This window comes from Microvirga terrestris (assembly GCF_015694425.1).
GTDB lineage: Bacteria > Pseudomonadota > Alphaproteobacteria > Rhizobiales > Beijerinckiaceae > Microvirga > Microvirga terrestris.
In genome coordinates, this window is record NZ_JADQDN010000003.1 from 340,008 (window position 1) to 354,328 (window position 14,321).

Sequence of the window (14,321 nt, forward strand, 5' to 3'; positions counted from 1 at the left end):
GAGGGACAGTCCGGAGTCAGGAAAGGACAATCTGGCAAATAGCGATGGCAACCGGCGCACAACCTTCAGCAGACGAACTTATCGGGATAAATCGGACCGAAGTTGAATTTTCCGAGAATAAGAATTTAGCCAGCAGAGGCTGACCCTTGCGTGACACGCCTCCAACAGATGCTCGAGGTCTGTCGACATTTCCAGCGTCTCTGGACAGCACCCGTTGCAAACCTATGTTTAACGGCAGCAACCCGCGGGGCACCTGTAAAAGCCAATAGGGCATGCTTGGGCGGCAGTTAGCGACGCCATTGAAAACAATGACAATAGAACGATGAACGCTTTCATCGCCGCACTCCAGTTTGTAATAGTCCCACTGTTCAAAATAGCATGGACCTTTGCAGCTTCCTAGCTAGCAATTCTCGGATGTTCGGCGATATGTGTTACTGACAGGCCTCCCTATAAGAGGGCATGAATATATCTTTGACTCCGTCCAACAGTTTAACGACGGTGCCGTCACAAAGCTCAATTCCAAAACCCGTGCTAATCGACGGCAGGGAAATTCTCCTGACCTGCCCCAAGCCTCTGTCAACTTGGAGATTGGCGCCACCATCGTCCTCACGCATCGTATAGAAAGTCCACTCCGCGCTTGGGGCGTCTCCCGTCCTCATCACGCGGAGTATCTGGTTGAGCGGAGTAGAAAAAGGCACAGGAAGCCATCTTCTAAATTCTACAGGCTTCCAACCCGAGTCATCCTTGACCCAGGTCTTACTGGGATTAAGCATGCAGACGGCCGGATCAACCACCCCAGTAGCGATCTTCCCGATGTCCTCATTCTCAGCGCCGCTGATCCTATAAAATGGCAGTGGCCAGGAACAACTTTGTATTCTGTATTTGAGGACACCATTATGTGCATACACCTCAGGAAATCGCGTTATCATGTTAGCTGCGATGCCAGCAACGAAGGCGGCTGATTGAGACGTTCCATAGGCGGCACCGAGTGTATCAGGCGATGTCCAAGCAGGTATAGGAACACCGCCGGGCGCTGCAACATGAACATACTTCCAGTCAGATTCAGATGAATGATTGGCGCCAGGATGGATAGTGGCGCTCTTCTTTGTGCAGTCTGTACAGGCAGTAACCACTATAATGTTTGGCAAATCCCCAAGATTCTGCGGAAACATGTTTGTCTTACTATCAATAGATACAAGAGATACTGCCTCTGTAGATGTATCTTGTTGCCCAGCGGCAGCGACCACCAACGGTCTTTGAAAACCGCCCTTATTTCTAAGCGTATATGCCAAGAGATCCCTGAAGCGCCAATCTTTCGACGGCAGATCCCCGCCGCTCCCAAGCGTCCTGGTGTTAGGTATTAAAAAGACACCACTTGGCTTGTAGTAAGTATTCTCTTCAACATAGACATGCATAGGCGCCCCACCTGGATTATTCTTTGAGTCAAAAATATCAAAAGATCTTAACTTAATTCCTGGAGCAACCCCCTCGAAGCCGGTTCCTTTGCCCTGCGATGCTATTATGCTAGCCATGTGATTTGCATGATGGAGTGCGCGGTCGAAGGACCATTTGCATTTTGAGCCTATTGGCGAAGGGGAAACACCAAAGGCAGGAAACAATGATGGCAACGGCCAGAGCTTCGTATCAAGCAGATGAATCGTAGCCTTGGGGGCAGGATCGACGAGCCCGGTATATATCTTCTGGGCCTCGACAGCATCGGTATCGAAATCAAATAGACTCGAGTAGGATCTTGTCGTTGACAGAAGTGGATCTAGTTTTTCTGCTCCCTCACACAGCTTTCGCACATCGTCCGAATTCAACCAGGAGTTAAGTTTAACTCCTCCGCTCGTTGGACCAAGGAATTCATACGCAACATTTGCGAGGGGCAACTGAGCCAATTCCCGTACAATTACATCGGCATTAATATGGTTAGGAATAACAATTTCTACTCTATACAGTGTGTATGTAATAGTGACATCAGTGAGCCGGCGATCAAAGACCGAAGGGTTATGGTCCTTCCAATTTCGTACCAGACTGTCGACATGCCCAGCCGAACCGAATTGGTTAGTCAAAGCTCGTGAAGTCTGCCTTGTGTTTACATCTATATCGGGCGTCAAAATAATTCTCTCTGTCTCCGATGGTTTTGATCGGGAAACAGATCGCGTATTGGTTGGCTGTTCACTGAGAATAAGGTCACCTATAGGCCCACAGGGTGTCGGATAGTTCAATTTGGACAGCAGAGAACAGATGTGTTCTCGTTGTTCCAGCTTGTTGGGCCGAGTTGCGAGGGCAACGCCACGCTGCTTGAGAAAGCGCAGAATGGCTGTCAAATTTTCTGCAGCAAGACCCCCGTCTAGTTCCACATTGATCCGCTGAGTGGAATCATTCTGGGTTGATTTTTGCGGAAGCTCAGACGAGCTAGCGGATGTTCCAAAGCATGCAATAAAGCAGCCGACTGCAAGAATCGTGCGCATGTTCTACCTCGCGCGAGCTGTTTCTCAAGGCGCCCTTATCTCTTTCCTTAGATCTGGGTGATGCGCCGCCAAGTAATCCAAGATTGCTGCAAGACTCACACCCTTGTTGAGCCTGTCGACAGGTTCGCAGTTTTCGTCCCGAGCAAAGCCTGAATGATGAATTCCGATCAGCTCGCGCGCAGTATTGAATACCGCGCCTCCCGACGAACCTGGCTCAGTATCGCAGTCATGAGCAAAATTAGGGGCTAAATCGGCAACCATGTCGACTGGCGCCTCAATCCAAGCTGGAATTCTGGCGTCTTGCACACGGCAGTTCTTGCTAACAAGCTTAGGGCTACATTGCGCGTGATGAACAACATAAATGTCACGCTCGGAAATCGGCGCCGTACTCAGCCTGCTCCGAATAGGCGCACCAGAAATTCCACCGCTTCCGATAAGAGCCCGAACCCGCAGTATTGCAAAGTCCAGTCGCTGGTCCTTCGCTAGGACAGCCTGACAGCTCAGTTGCTGACTCAACCCTGTTGCCAAGTTCCAGCCTAAATCGATCAGTGTCTGTGCGCAGGTCGTTGTATTCCAGTATTCTCCCTCAACTACTCTGCTGCCGCCGCAATGCCAATTCGTCAGAAACAAATCGGACGTTATCATTACACCAGAGCAGCACCATGATGCGGGACCCTCGGAACCTGGGGCTGCATTGGAGCCGGTGAGGAGCATACCCACCGAGTAGCCCGCCCTCCTAGGTCCTACATCCTCGATGTTCTCAAGAGACGTCCAAGCGGGCTTGTCGCCAAGGATTGAAAAGAGGCGTGTGTCAGACGACAGTTCTGGAGTCGCAAGCCCTCGGTTGATCTCCAACAGCACATCCACGCTATCGCGGGCTAACACTTCAACATAAACTCCATTTGTTGTCGGCAGCCGCCCTGTCCATCTGCTAACCGTATAATTTCCTTGGGCATCTCGGAAGTCATCGTCCGGAAAAGTTGCAATAATTCGGAAATATTTGTCTCGGATTATAACGTCCCAATCCGATGCCTTGCTCTCTGCAGCGATAGAAAGCAATAGTCGCATAGATGAGATGCTGTTGCCTTGACCATGATCGACAAACACACCATTCGAGTTTGGTTTTATTCTTAGTAATGGATTGAACGCGGCCCCGAATTCTGTCTTTTCTCCACGCGGGCACGATAAGTTCTGAGCGTATGTCGGCGTGGAAATCGAGAGCGCAATCAAAGTAAATATAGCGACGGCTGCCCATCTGGCGTGTGCTGCGGTGCGCATTTCCGCCTCTCACTTTCCATAGAGCTTGTTATGATCGGATAAATCTTGACTGCTCAGCGCAAGTTCCCGCGTTCCCCCACCACCACAATAATAATGCATTACGGATTTCTTGTCATATACGGCCGTGATTGCTTTCCAATTTGCGTCTTCGATCGCGCATCCTGGAATGCCTACAATATGCATATGCCTATATCCAAGAATGTGACCTATTTCGTGCCTAAGGACACCAGTACGGTCAAATGAAGTCTCAAAGAACTGCGGACCAACTACTAACAGTCTCCTAAACTTTTCTTGATTTGGGAAGAATGCTGCGGCGATAAACCCTTGCTCCGCGGGCTCATATTTCACAATGAATGTGACGTCGTCCAAAGTAGCAGCTAGATCGTCAAACTCTGGCTTATGGTCAATTCTCAAATCGCATCCTTTACACTCGTTTACCCAAGCGGATGCAGCAAGTTTCATTCGTTCAACAACATCTTGGTATTCATTCAAGCTCCTAAAGGAGGATTTCCTAACGGTATAGCTTAAATGCCTTTGTCCTCGGGCCCAGAACTGAGGGCGACCGCCACGATCTGTCATTACAAGGAGTTCGCCCGAGGGAGGAGAAGCTGCGTTTTTATCTTTCTGCCCGCGAATTTCATTCAGATGCGCTCTCACCTCGTCGGCACTTGAAAGCGTATCTCCTTCAACAAGATAATAGTCGCGAGCAATCTCTCGATCATCTGTAATCGTGATTTTCGGAAGTTGCCCCAAGAAGAGCCTAAAGGCCGCTTCGTCGCCAGGCTTCTCTAGCACATGGGAGTATTCATCGGTCGTTGCTGACGCAAATTGTTTCCCAGAATCAGCTTTGAAATGCGCGGGATCAGTTAGTTCATACAGGGTATCTTCATCTAATTTGCCGGTGTCATCAATCCCACGCGCTCTTTGCAGTTGCTTTAGATACACTGACAGGTCGGGATCTACGAACGCACCGGGATCGGCGGGTAGTATTCCTAACACTTTCAGCTGGTCAGCAACGGCATTGCGTTCACCGGAGGTAAGTCCCGGTTCTTCAAAACTCCCCGTTGAGCTACGAAGATATCGCTGCGCTCTGGCTAGCCAAATTCGTGCTTCAGCAAGTCCATTTGTTCCGCCATTGACCGCCTTGCGGACACTCGCAATATCGTGCTTGTCCGCAATTGCATTAATTCCGCGAGCCTTCCAGTAAGCTACTGCAGTTTGGAACGCCCCGAACGGGGTTCTGGCGAGGTCTGGCTCCTCCTCGAGTTTAATGTTTAATTCGGAGCCTCGGCTGGCGAAATTTCCCCGTCCGGTCAATTGGACCAATCCAGAGCCCCGATAGGTCCAACCATCCTCGGGAAGTCGGTTTCCGAGCCGGTTTCCATAAACGAAGTTCGCAATCCTAACCGGCTGATTCGCCAATTGGGCCGCCATCTCGGGACTAACTCGCCTTGGAAAAATCTGCAGCAAGCGGACAGCCGAATAATTGAGATTTTCAGCCAAGTATCGAAAGCCACCTGTCTCCGTGGCTAATTGAGCTATGAAATGCTCGATCCTTTTCGTTCCGACAATTCCTGCTTGGCTAGCGATCTTCCAATTCGACACCATCGTGGACACGACATCCGCTCGCGCTCTTGGAGAAAATCTAGCGAGGCTCGCAGCATCAATAACAATAACATCTCTGGACTGCGGCTTGGTCTTGGCGAAAGCGACGCCCGTAAGGAAGGGAAGCGTGACAATTATGAGCGCAGAAAGACACCTGAACATACGAGGCTCCCGATGCGATATAAGAATAATTGTCTTTGTGTTAGGTACTTGGCCTTGTTTGAGAAAGAACCCGATTCTTCAGCTTACAATGCGGGCCGATTGAATCGAGAGGCTAAACTATATAGTTTTTGATAAGTTTAATCTCCTACACTTTTGGGTTAACTTGCAGGAGGTAAATGGAAACCATTGCCGATTTATAGATTTTCGGTTGCCGGACGCTGCAGTGAATCCGATTGCGGGTATGTTGGTTATACTCCAGCCCGTCCCGTTCCACTTGTGCCCAGCCTTACTCTCGGCATCGGGCTAGCTCCAAGCTACTCGCACAGGGCCGACAAGCACCTCAAAAGAACTCCGATGGCGGGTACGAGAAGTCCCTCCCCGTACTTCAGTAATGTCCGTACTGCCCGTCATGGAACTACTAGGAGCCGCTTCCCCACAGCCATATACGCACATGCGCGGAGGCGGCACTGGGCTGGCATGAGGCGGTGGAGCTATAGTAGGGACTAGGAAGTACCGCAGTGGCGTCCGTACGGCCGCGGCACGGCAGGACGGGGCTACCCACGGGCACAGGGCAGGACAGCGGCAGTCCACATGACCTGGGACACAAATCGTCGGGCGTGTGCCCCCTCCCTGTCACTGGTCAGCTCAGATCTGGGATCATCACCGGCGTCACTCACGTCACCGCTGCAGGGCTCAATTCTTCCCCTCTTGGGTGAGGCAGTGACGCCGGTGACGCTCGCGAGCACGCGGAAGCGACCCACGTAGGGAGATGGAGCACTGCAGCATCCCAAACTGCTTCCAATGGAAGGACCCCAGGTCCCCATCTTGGGGCGGCTTGTAGCTTCAACTGCCAAAACCTAAGTCCCCGTGCAGTCTCTCAGCAGATGGTGATCATTCCGATGAAAGAGCGCAAGACACCCGCCTCCCGAAAAAACAGTCCACCCAACTCGCCCGAAACAAAGAAGGCGAACCTCGGCCTCGGGCCGGAGGATAAAGTTTGGACGGGAGATGACGGTAATCTCAATCCTGAAACACTGCTATGGGAGCATGGATGGCATCCGGAGACACCGCTAGCAGCGATCCTGCTGGCCATCATCGACGCACACCCGCTCTCCGAAGGATCCTCTCGGATTAAACGCCTTGAGATCGCAATGGAAGCCCTGACGGGCGTGAAACGCAAACGGGGCGCAGACAAGATCGATGACTACGATCTTCTATCCGTCGTTGCCCGACGATACTGGGCGGAGTGGCGCGCCGGCAACCCGAACCCTGCTCCTGATATTATCGCACGTTCTGCCTTCAACGAACTGCCACCTAACGACCCGAGACGCCGGCGCGCCAGCACGCTTGAGGCACAAGTCAAGCGGATTGCTGATGAGTTTCGTTCAAAGCGTGACCTCCTCTTGGCCCGGGTTACACTGGAAGATGACTGGAACAGTCGAGACACCGCGCGAGCGGTTACGAGGGCGGTTGAGGCGCTTCGCGCCCTAGGAATTCCTGTCGCAGAGCCGCAATTGCGCCGGACAGAGCCATAGAGCCTTTTATTTCTCCGTCGCTTTTCGGAATTTAGTGTTCTTTATCGGGGGCCTCCACGAAAGAGGCCCACAGCGGGCCTCTCGGAGATAAGGAGGCACCGCTATGACGGAGCGATTCCATACTCTCAAAGAGATAGCGGAGCTTACGGGCCTGAAGTACTGGCTCGTGCTCCGCTGCGCCAATAACGGGCTTTTTCCCACTTACACTGTCGGGAATAAGCGCAAGCGCGCACTGCTGTCCGAGGTCCTTACTGCGATCTGAGGTGCCCAATGACGACCTCCAGGATCTTCGGCGAGAACGCCCCCCTCTATTGGGCGCGCAATCTAAGCGTCGTACCAGTTGAGCCAGAAACAAAGCGCCCAGCTGGGCAGATTGGAAACTGGGCCGGCTACTGCAACAATCGACCATCTGACACCAAACAACAGGAATGGCTTGCGTCGTTTGGGCGGCACAATATTGGTCTACTCACAAACATGGAGATCTCGCCTGGGTTCGCCCTAGGGGCGGTAGATGTCGACCGAGATGAACTCATTCGGGTATCCAAGGCGATCCTCGGAAACCCCGTAACAGGCAAACGTGGAAAGAAGGGAGCGACCTTCTTCGTTCGCGTGCCTCGTGAAGACAAGGTGCGTAAAACGACGCTCATGGACCACGAGAAGGTGCAGGCGGTCGATATTCTCGTCGGGAATTCGCACACGGTCATTCCGCCATCCATCCATCCCGAGACAGGTGCTGAGTATACTTGGATTGGCAAGCCCCTGATCGAATGCGAATGGAGCGAACTCCCGGTCCTTGATCGCCGTCGGCTGGATCTTCTGAAGCTAATTGTGAGCTCCGAGTTCACGCCGGCTCTCCTGCTTGGTGGGGGTACCCATGACGCCGGAGTTCGGCTTGTTGCTCAACTCGTAGGTAAATGCGCGGATGAAGGAATTGCGCACATCTTCCGAGCTCTCCTGCCAACGGACTACGCCGGAAACTCGCTTGAAGAGTTGCCAGGTTGGATTGCATCTGCCCGAGCGAAAGGATTCGAGCAGAGCGAGGATGGAGGATCTGAGACTACCCTATCGGCCAAGATCGTCAGTATCGCTATCGAAGCCGGAGTCGAGCTGTTCCACGATGGAGAGTATGCATTCGCGTCTGTTCCGGCCACCAATGGGATTCTGACTTATCCGATTGGATCGTCGGCCTTTCAGCAATGGCTTCGCCACCAGACCTATAAGAGTATGGAAAGACCCATCAGCCGCGGGACGCTGAGCGACGCTATTGCCACGCTTGAGGCGAATGCCCTCTACCAAGGGGCCAAACACCCTGTGGAGATCCGGGTCGCAGGCGATAATGCCGCCGTCGAGATCGATTTAGGCCAAACCAACGGCCAGGTCGTTCGTATCACCGCGAGCGGGTGGGACCTAGCACAGAAGGGTGAACGGCGCTTCTATAGGGCATCAGGCTTCGAACCCCTGCCCGAGCCCGCTCGCGGTGGCAGTCTGTCGGCGCTTCAATCTCTGCTCGGGCTCGAAGAGGCCTCGTTCTACCTTTTCACCAGCTTCCTCGTGAATGCCCTCCGACCGACAGGGCCGTATATGGCGTTACTCGTCGAGGGTGAGCAGGGCTCCGGCAAGAGCTTCCTTTGTCATGCCGCCAAAATGCTCATTGATCCCAATAGGGCGTCGAAGCTCCGCTTACCTGACAACGAGCGCGACCTGATGATCCAGGCAAAAGAGTATCGGCTCCTCGTTTATGACAACGCTTCGGGTATGCGCGCGGATATGTCGGACGCACTTTGCACACTTGCCACGGGAGGGGGTTTGGGTGTTCGCCGGCTCTATACAAACGATGAATTACAAGTCTTGTCCTATTCCCGACCTTTGGTGATTAACGGCATCTCGGGTTATGCCAGCCGGCCCGACCTGCTCGAGCGTGCAATACCCCTTCGTCTGCAATCGATGCAGGTAGAAGGGCGGAGGACCGAGGGCGAAATGTTGGCCGATTTTGAGCGCGTTAGACCGGCCATCCTGGGAGCACTCTACGATGCGGTGTCATCTGCTCTGCGGCACTATACCGAAACGGAGACCCCGATGGGCCTTCGTATGGCCGATGCCGCACGATGGATTGCAGCGGCGGAGGCGGGGCTCGGCATAACGCCAGGCACCTTGACTAAAGCTATGTCTACCGCTCAAGAGGCCCTCTTCATCGAACGCATCAACGATGAATCCCTTGTAATCGCAATCCGTGAAGTACTGACGGCTCCACTTAGAAATCGCGAGTTCAACGGCTACGTTGGCGAACTATTCAAGCTCATTGAGCCGGCAAGAGATAAGGCATTACCGAAGACGACCCAACAGCTTTCGGCGCAACTCGTCCGCTTACGACAAGCGATGGCGAAAGCCGGCCTCCATGTTGAGTTCAAGATTAAAGACAAACGAGGCAGGAAGATTCGAATCTGGTCGTCAATCGAATTAGAGCCCACGCCGAGCAAGCCATCGATTTACGGGTGACGCGGTGATGCCGGTGACGCAAGCGGTAGATCTTGGCGGCCTGGAGTAGAGGGAGGGATATACCTCTACCTGCGCCCTTCCGCCGGTTCCTGCCCGTGAGCGTCACCGGCGCCACCGGCACCACTGCCGGGTGCCTCTCCGAAGCGACCTACTGCCTAATGAACCGCGATTCAGGCCGCGTCCCGTCGGGGATCTCTGGGCCCTAGAGTCTCGCGGTTACAATTCGGGTTGCAGATTCATCCTCAGACCAGATCAACGCAGCCCCTCACCCGAATAATTGTGCGGGTTACAGCCGCATGTTTTCGTTTTCATCCCACAGCATCAGAAAAGGTTCTGGCGACATGCCATTTACTGTGAACATTACGAAGCGCGATCGTCAGCGTACTCTGAAAGACGGAACTGTAGTCATTCAGACGCGGTACGTCCTAAACTATAACGACCCCTCTACCAAAAAAACGCAAGCAGAAGTTCTTTGAGAGACAAAAGGATGCGCAACAAAGGAAAGCCGATTTGATGGCTTCTGTTGCAATGGGCACTTACGTCTTGGAGCGCAAGCAGCTCAACGTTAGACAGATCATCGAAAACTTTCTTGAGAGCCGCTCGGGGCAGGTGAAGCAGCGTACCCTTAAAGGGTATAAGTACGTATGCCGATACATCACGGAGCCTCTTCTGATTGGCACTAGTGAGGAGCGGGCAGAGTACACGACTACCGGGAAGTTGCCGAAGGGAACACACCTTGAGCCCTTACTAGGCGATATAAACGTACCAGATTTAACGACTGCGCAGATCCGTTCTTGGTACCAACTTCTGGCGAAAGAGGTGGGTGCTTTCACCGCTAGGAGGGCAAAATCCTATCTTGAGGCCGCACTAAAACTAGCTGCCGAGGATCATCAACTCCGTCCACCAGCTATGCCGTCAAATCTTGGACGAGGACGTGGGAAGGAAAAGAAGGCGATCCTCGCACCCGAGCAGGTCTCTCACCTGGTCGCTGTTGCTCAGCAAGATAACGAGAAAGGTATCTATTACGCGTTTCCGTCCCTGACGGGGACGCGCCCGAGTGAACAGTTAGCCCTGCTTTGAGAAGACGTAGACTTCCAGAAGAACGTTATTCGGATCCGGCGTATGCAGGAACCAGATGGCTCAATCACCAACCTCACCAAGACAGTTGCGGGAACGCGGGACATCCCGATGTGCGCTACGCTTCGAAGAATGATGCTTGATTGGCGACTGCGCTGCCCCCGCCGAGGCCGAGAACTGTATCGGGTTTTCCCAGGTCTTAGACAGCGGCAAGCGTGGCCGAAGCCTCGAACAGGGGGTGGCGGTCCATTACTTTATGCCAACTTCCGCAATCGTATGTGGGCGCCTGCGCTGATGCGGCTCGGCCTTCCATACGTCACGCCTCACTCAGCTCGGCATTGCTTCATATCCACACTGCAGGCTCAAGGCGTCGAGGTCGGCCTTGTCGCCAAACTTGCGGGACATTCAAACGCTGTAGTCACACTCGGGCGCTACACACAGGCAGTCCGAGGAGGCGAAGCAGCAATGGCGGCTTTGGAGCTTGCTTTTAGCTCTACAGTGGCAACGGCGTAAAGGAGGGCAATATGACTGCAATACCTATTTTGGTCGGATCCCATCAGTTTCCCTCCAAGTCGGCGGCAGCTAGATTCGCGAGCGAGATCCTCAACCGCGTTGTTCTGGGCGAGCGCATCACAGGCGAAGATGAGAAGGTCGTACGAGACTTGTTCTACATGCATCCTGACCATGCCCAGAAGTTGGGCGGATACAAGATCTCGCATTTCGAGGTTGCAAACCAGTCGGAGCAGCACAAGACCACTCGATCTTTCATCGTAGTTAGAAGTGATGGACACCGCGACGACTTCAGCCTGCTTAGGGCCCTCGGGATCAAAAAGTAACTGGCCTATCTAGGCAGCCCTCAAAGTTTGTTTTCGAGACATGCCGCGGCGCAGAGCCCTGCGTCGCGGATAACTTTTGTGCGGGTCCTCGGCGTGTTTTGCTTTTCCGGTACGGAGAAGCAGCTCATGTCGGACCGTGAAGTCGTCTTAGTTGATCTGGTCACCTCTAATGAGTCGCGCATTTTTCTGCACGCCGCCGCCGAGATCTCGGAGCTCTTGGTCAAGGACGTGGAGTGGGCGCTTGAGGAGTACGGGATCTGCGAGACAGACCGCTACCGCATCATTGATACCGAGTGAGGGATAGCAGCCGAAAGCTCTGTCCGGACGCGCCGGTCGCAGCGTGACGGCGCTGCAATGGGTGCACAGACATCGGCATGTGGCTCCCTAGGCTCCCCTGCGGAGTAGAGTACCCGTATCAGCCGCTTGAAGCCGACCCGCGTCGCGTCGCGCCGGTCCTGCCTTCAACCCTCCCAGTATTGTAGTGTCAGTGTCGCCGCAACGGGGGCCCCAAGGATACTGCATAATATCTGGAATATTGCATTGTCAGCGACAGCGGGTGATGGGGCCTGAGGTCACACAGGTCACACCTTCGTCGCCGCGATTCACTCCTGCTGCAATCATATCGATCCCCTCATTGAATTGGCGTAGGGCTGCTTGACGCTCCATGTCCATTGCGACTGGCTTCAACGCTTCTATGCATTCCTGGTGTTTGGGCGAGGTGAGGCCGTATCCGGCCTGAAAGCAGACCAGTTTGGATCGGGCCTCGACCCGCTTCTCCAAGGTCTGGCATCCGGCTGCCAGAGAGGCAAAGGCTGTAAGCAGTGCAAGTGGAAGTGTTTTCATGCCGTGTTTCTCCAGAAATCTCAGAAAAACACGGCCTTAATATCCGTATCAATTATCCTGCAGAGCCGTCGTTTCAATGGGGCTGAGTGACCGTTGCAAAGGGGCATCACGGGATGTGTTTGGCTCCACGGAAGGGCACTCGCCCATCAGGAATTGGGAATGATGGTTGGCTGCGATATCCAACGAGGCAGAGGACAGTGTCTGTTCGTGATGCGGGTGGATAAGCAGGAAAAACGCCACGTGCGAGGTTTGGAACACCCACACTTGCGAGTTCGGCGCAAGACCGTGAAGATCTGTTGAAATCCGTTCGATGAAGGCCCGGCGTTCCTCGCGAGGGAAATGCTGATAGATCAAGATTGAATGGCCAGCCTGATAGGTCGCCGCAACCTCGTCGCGATAGAGATATTTAGACGAATTGAGCTGCCCCTTTCGCTTCGACGAAACTTCTAGACCATTATCCGGGTCAAAGAAGATCAAATCGCTGCGGTGGAGCGATTTCAGCGCTTCCGAGAACCATATCTGTCGCTCGAAGAGTTTATCCGGCACCATCGTGTTCACGTAAGTCGCATCGGGGATGATACCGCTTTCCTCGATTAAGACGAGGCGGCGAGTGTTTGGAGTGTCCTTGACCCGCTTTAAGAGGGCAAAAAGCGCAGAATCGAAACGCTCGTATTGGGGTTGATTTAGATATGAAACTTTATTCCCATCTGGCCGGCCATCTGGAGGTGTGAGCATCCAGCAGACTCCGATGCGAGTCACCCCACCCTCGGCTAAAGCCCTTAGGAGCGCGTACTTCCGGTAATCGTTAATGTCGCCGACGTATTGTTCCTTCATGACCGCCCCGAATCACATTGATGGTGGCGGCAAGCATCGGCGAATACCCCATATTAGAGTACCCTATTTTGGGGTACCCGAAATTCGGTTGTTTCTGGAGTGCTGGTTCAAAAACTGGCGCTTCGACTTTGACTTCTACACACCCCGACCTCTACAGGCGGATCCTCGCCTTGCTCGTCCAAACTCGAAAGGCTGCCGGTCTAACCCAGACCGAAGTTGCTCGCCGACTTGGCCAAAGGCAGACGTTTGTCTCAAAATATGAGTTGGGCGAGCGGCGACTTGACGTTGCGGAATATATTGAAATCAGCAGGGCAATCGGCGCTGACCCGCACGCCCTAATACGCGATGCTGAGCATGAAACTTCGAAATAAAATAACAAATGCTATTTTATGAGGGAGCAATCCCTTCAGAAACGGAATCATTAACAGCTAATTGAGGATCGTTGCTGCCCGCCATTGTCGAGCCTCTTGGCGTCGACGCTCGAATGGAGCAGAATATCTATTATTATCAACTAGCTGACGGGCCCTTGGGGGGCACATTGGCCTCGGCACAAAAACTAAATAATACGGCCGCGCCACAAATGGCCGGCTATATTCTCCAACTGGAGCGCGCGCTTTTTCATTTAGGAAAAGCACAAGCTGATGTGTCGATTGCGGTTGAACACGTTGACGATGTTTCCGTCACGCGCGGAAGGCAGACGCTTCTTCAGGAGCAGGACAAGAATTCTGTTAATCTCGACACCGAGATCCTTGGCAACCGAAGCAAAGCGCTTTGGCGCACACTCCAGATTTGGCTGACCCAACGTCAAAATGCCGATGGTGCTTTTTGTGAACGCTATCTGATCGTCACCAATACGCCTGTGAACACACCGATTGCCGCTCTTATGAAGGGGGTGGCCTCCGGCTTATCCCAGCCACCTGAGGTGGTTTCGGCACTCCGCGCGGCTGGAAAATCTAAGTCCAAGGCCAAGATCCAGCAGATTATTGACGAGGTCTTAGCTTTTGACGATGAAGTGCTGACTGAACTCGTCAGCCGCATCGAAATCATAGATCATTTTGATGCCAGCCGATCCCGGAGGGAGATAGCTAATGGATTAGCGATTGACCCCGAGTTGATGCAGAAATAATTCTAGATGCTCTACTAGGTTGGCTTACTCGAACGTTGCGTGATGCATGGCAGGC

13 protein-coding genes and 1 pseudogene are annotated in these 14,321 nt (G+C 53.3%); 9 read left to right on the forward strand and 5 right to left on the reverse strand.

Annotated elements, in window-relative coordinates; translation table 11 throughout:
* Window positions 1-431: 431 nt before the first annotated feature.
* The 3 genes from I2H36_RS08615 to I2H36_RS08625 form a co-directional block, all read right to left on the reverse strand.
* Window positions 432-1,889, reverse strand: coding sequence for a S8/S53 family peptidase (locus tag I2H36_RS08615; RefSeq protein ID WP_210331003.1), 1,458 nt, complete (start codon window positions 1,887-1,889; stop codon window positions 432-434).
* A gap of 609 nt (window positions 1,890-2,498) precedes the next feature.
* A complete protein-coding gene (locus tag I2H36_RS08620) occupies window positions 2,499-3,752 on the reverse strand; it encodes a trypsin-like serine peptidase (protein ID WP_196263476.1) in 1,254 nt (417 codons plus the stop codon).
* Window positions 3,753-3,761: 9 nt separating this feature from the next.
* The gene (locus I2H36_RS08625; RefSeq protein ID WP_196263477.1) at window positions 3,762-5,369 is read right to left on the reverse strand and encodes a hypothetical protein; all 1,608 of its coding nucleotides are present in this window, start codon (window positions 5,367-5,369) and stop codon (window positions 3,762-3,764) included.
* Window positions 5,370-6,403: 1,034 nt separating this feature from the next.
* On the opposite strand from I2H36_RS08625, the gene I2H36_RS08630 reads away from it, so the two are divergent.
* From I2H36_RS08630 to I2H36_RS08660, 7 genes and pseudogenes are all read left to right on the forward strand, one after another.
* Entirely contained in the window at window positions 6,404-7,054 is a 651-nt protein-coding gene (locus I2H36_RS08630) for a hypothetical protein (protein WP_196263478.1), read from the forward strand.
* Window positions 7,055-7,157: 103 nt separating this feature from the next.
* Window positions 7,158-7,316 (forward strand): hypothetical protein, encoded by a 159-nt coding sequence (locus I2H36_RS08635; protein ID WP_196263479.1) that lies wholly within the window; start codon window positions 7,158-7,160, stop codon window positions 7,314-7,316.
* Window positions 7,317-7,324: 8 nt separating this feature from the next.
* Window positions 7,325-9,550, forward strand: a complete 2,226-nt coding sequence (locus tag I2H36_RS08640; protein ID WP_196263480.1) for a bifunctional DNA primase/polymerase — start codon at window positions 7,325-7,327, stop codon at window positions 9,548-9,550.
* 513 nt (window positions 9,551-10,063) lie between these two features.
* Window positions 10,064-10,630, forward strand: coding sequence for a hypothetical protein (locus tag I2H36_RS08645; protein WP_196263481.1), 567 nt, complete (start codon window positions 10,064-10,066; stop codon window positions 10,628-10,630).
* A 15-nt stretch (window positions 10,631-10,645) separates the two neighbouring features.
* Window positions 10,646-11,140 (forward strand): annotated as a pseudogene (locus I2H36_RS20485) (tyrosine-type recombinase/integrase); the annotation flags it as partial.
* A gap of 11 nt (window positions 11,141-11,151) precedes the next feature.
* Complete coding sequence (locus I2H36_RS08655; protein ID WP_196263483.1) at window positions 11,152-11,463, forward strand: DCL family protein; 312 nt, start codon at window positions 11,152-11,154, stop codon at window positions 11,461-11,463.
* Between the two features lie 126 nt (window positions 11,464-11,589).
* Window positions 11,590-11,760 carry a hypothetical protein gene (locus I2H36_RS08660; RefSeq protein WP_196263484.1) on the forward strand — a complete coding sequence of 57 codons (171 nt, stop codon included), beginning with the start codon at window positions 11,590-11,592 and terminating at the stop codon, window positions 11,758-11,760.
* A gap of 246 nt (window positions 11,761-12,006) precedes the next feature.
* Here I2H36_RS08660 and I2H36_RS08665 read toward each other — a convergent pair whose 3' ends face one another.
* Window positions 12,007-12,306 carry a hypothetical protein gene (locus I2H36_RS08665; protein WP_196263485.1) on the reverse strand — a complete coding sequence of 100 codons (300 nt, stop codon included), beginning with the start codon at window positions 12,304-12,306 and terminating at the stop codon, window positions 12,007-12,009.
* A 48-nt stretch (window positions 12,307-12,354) separates the two neighbouring features.
* Complete coding sequence (locus I2H36_RS08670) at window positions 12,355-13,140, reverse strand: hypothetical protein (RefSeq protein WP_196263486.1); 786 nt, start codon at window positions 13,138-13,140, stop codon at window positions 12,355-12,357.
* A gap of 20 nt (window positions 13,141-13,160) precedes the next feature.
* Here I2H36_RS08670 and I2H36_RS08675 point away from each other — a divergent pair, with 20 nt between their 5' ends.
* Complete coding sequence (locus I2H36_RS08675) at window positions 13,161-13,511, forward strand: helix-turn-helix domain-containing protein (RefSeq protein WP_196263487.1); 351 nt, start codon at window positions 13,161-13,163, stop codon at window positions 13,509-13,511.
* Window positions 13,512-13,582: 71 nt separating this feature from the next.
* Complete coding sequence (locus tag I2H36_RS08680) at window positions 13,583-14,266, forward strand: hypothetical protein (protein ID WP_196263488.1); 684 nt, start codon at window positions 13,583-13,585, stop codon at window positions 14,264-14,266.
* Window positions 14,267-14,321: the final 55 nt, after the last annotated feature.

Excerpts from the sequence above, each read along its gene's own strand:
- I2H36_RS08670 (WP_196263486.1), bottom strand. The coding sequence starts at position 13,140 with ATGAAGGAACAATACGTCGGCGACATTAACGATTACCGGAAGTACGCG.
- I2H36_RS08660 (WP_196263484.1), top strand. The coding sequence starts at position 11,590 with ATGTCGGACCGTGAAGTCGTCTTAGTTGATCTGGTCACCTCTAATGAG.
- I2H36_RS08620 (WP_196263476.1), bottom strand. The coding sequence starts at position 3,752 with ATGCGCACCGCAGCACACGCCAGATGGGCAGCCGTCGCTATATTTACT.
- I2H36_RS08675 (WP_196263487.1), top strand. The coding sequence starts at position 13,161 with ATGGTGGCGGCAAGCATCGGCGAATACCCCATATTAGAGTACCCTATT.
- I2H36_RS08630 (WP_196263478.1), top strand. The coding sequence starts at position 6,404 with ATGGTGATCATTCCGATGAAAGAGCGCAAGACACCCGCCTCCCGAAAA.
- I2H36_RS08665 (WP_196263485.1), bottom strand. The coding sequence starts at position 12,306 with ATGAAAACACTTCCACTTGCACTGCTTACAGCCTTTGCCTCTCTGGCA.
- I2H36_RS08655 (WP_196263483.1), top strand. The coding sequence starts at position 11,152 with ATGACTGCAATACCTATTTTGGTCGGATCCCATCAGTTTCCCTCCAAG.
- I2H36_RS08645 (WP_196263481.1), top strand. The coding sequence starts at position 10,064 with ATGGCTTCTGTTGCAATGGGCACTTACGTCTTGGAGCGCAAGCAGCTC.
- I2H36_RS08640 (WP_196263480.1), top strand. The coding sequence starts at position 7,325 with ATGACGACCTCCAGGATCTTCGGCGAGAACGCCCCCCTCTATTGGGCG.
- I2H36_RS08635 (WP_196263479.1), top strand. The coding sequence starts at position 7,158 with ATGACGGAGCGATTCCATACTCTCAAAGAGATAGCGGAGCTTACGGGC.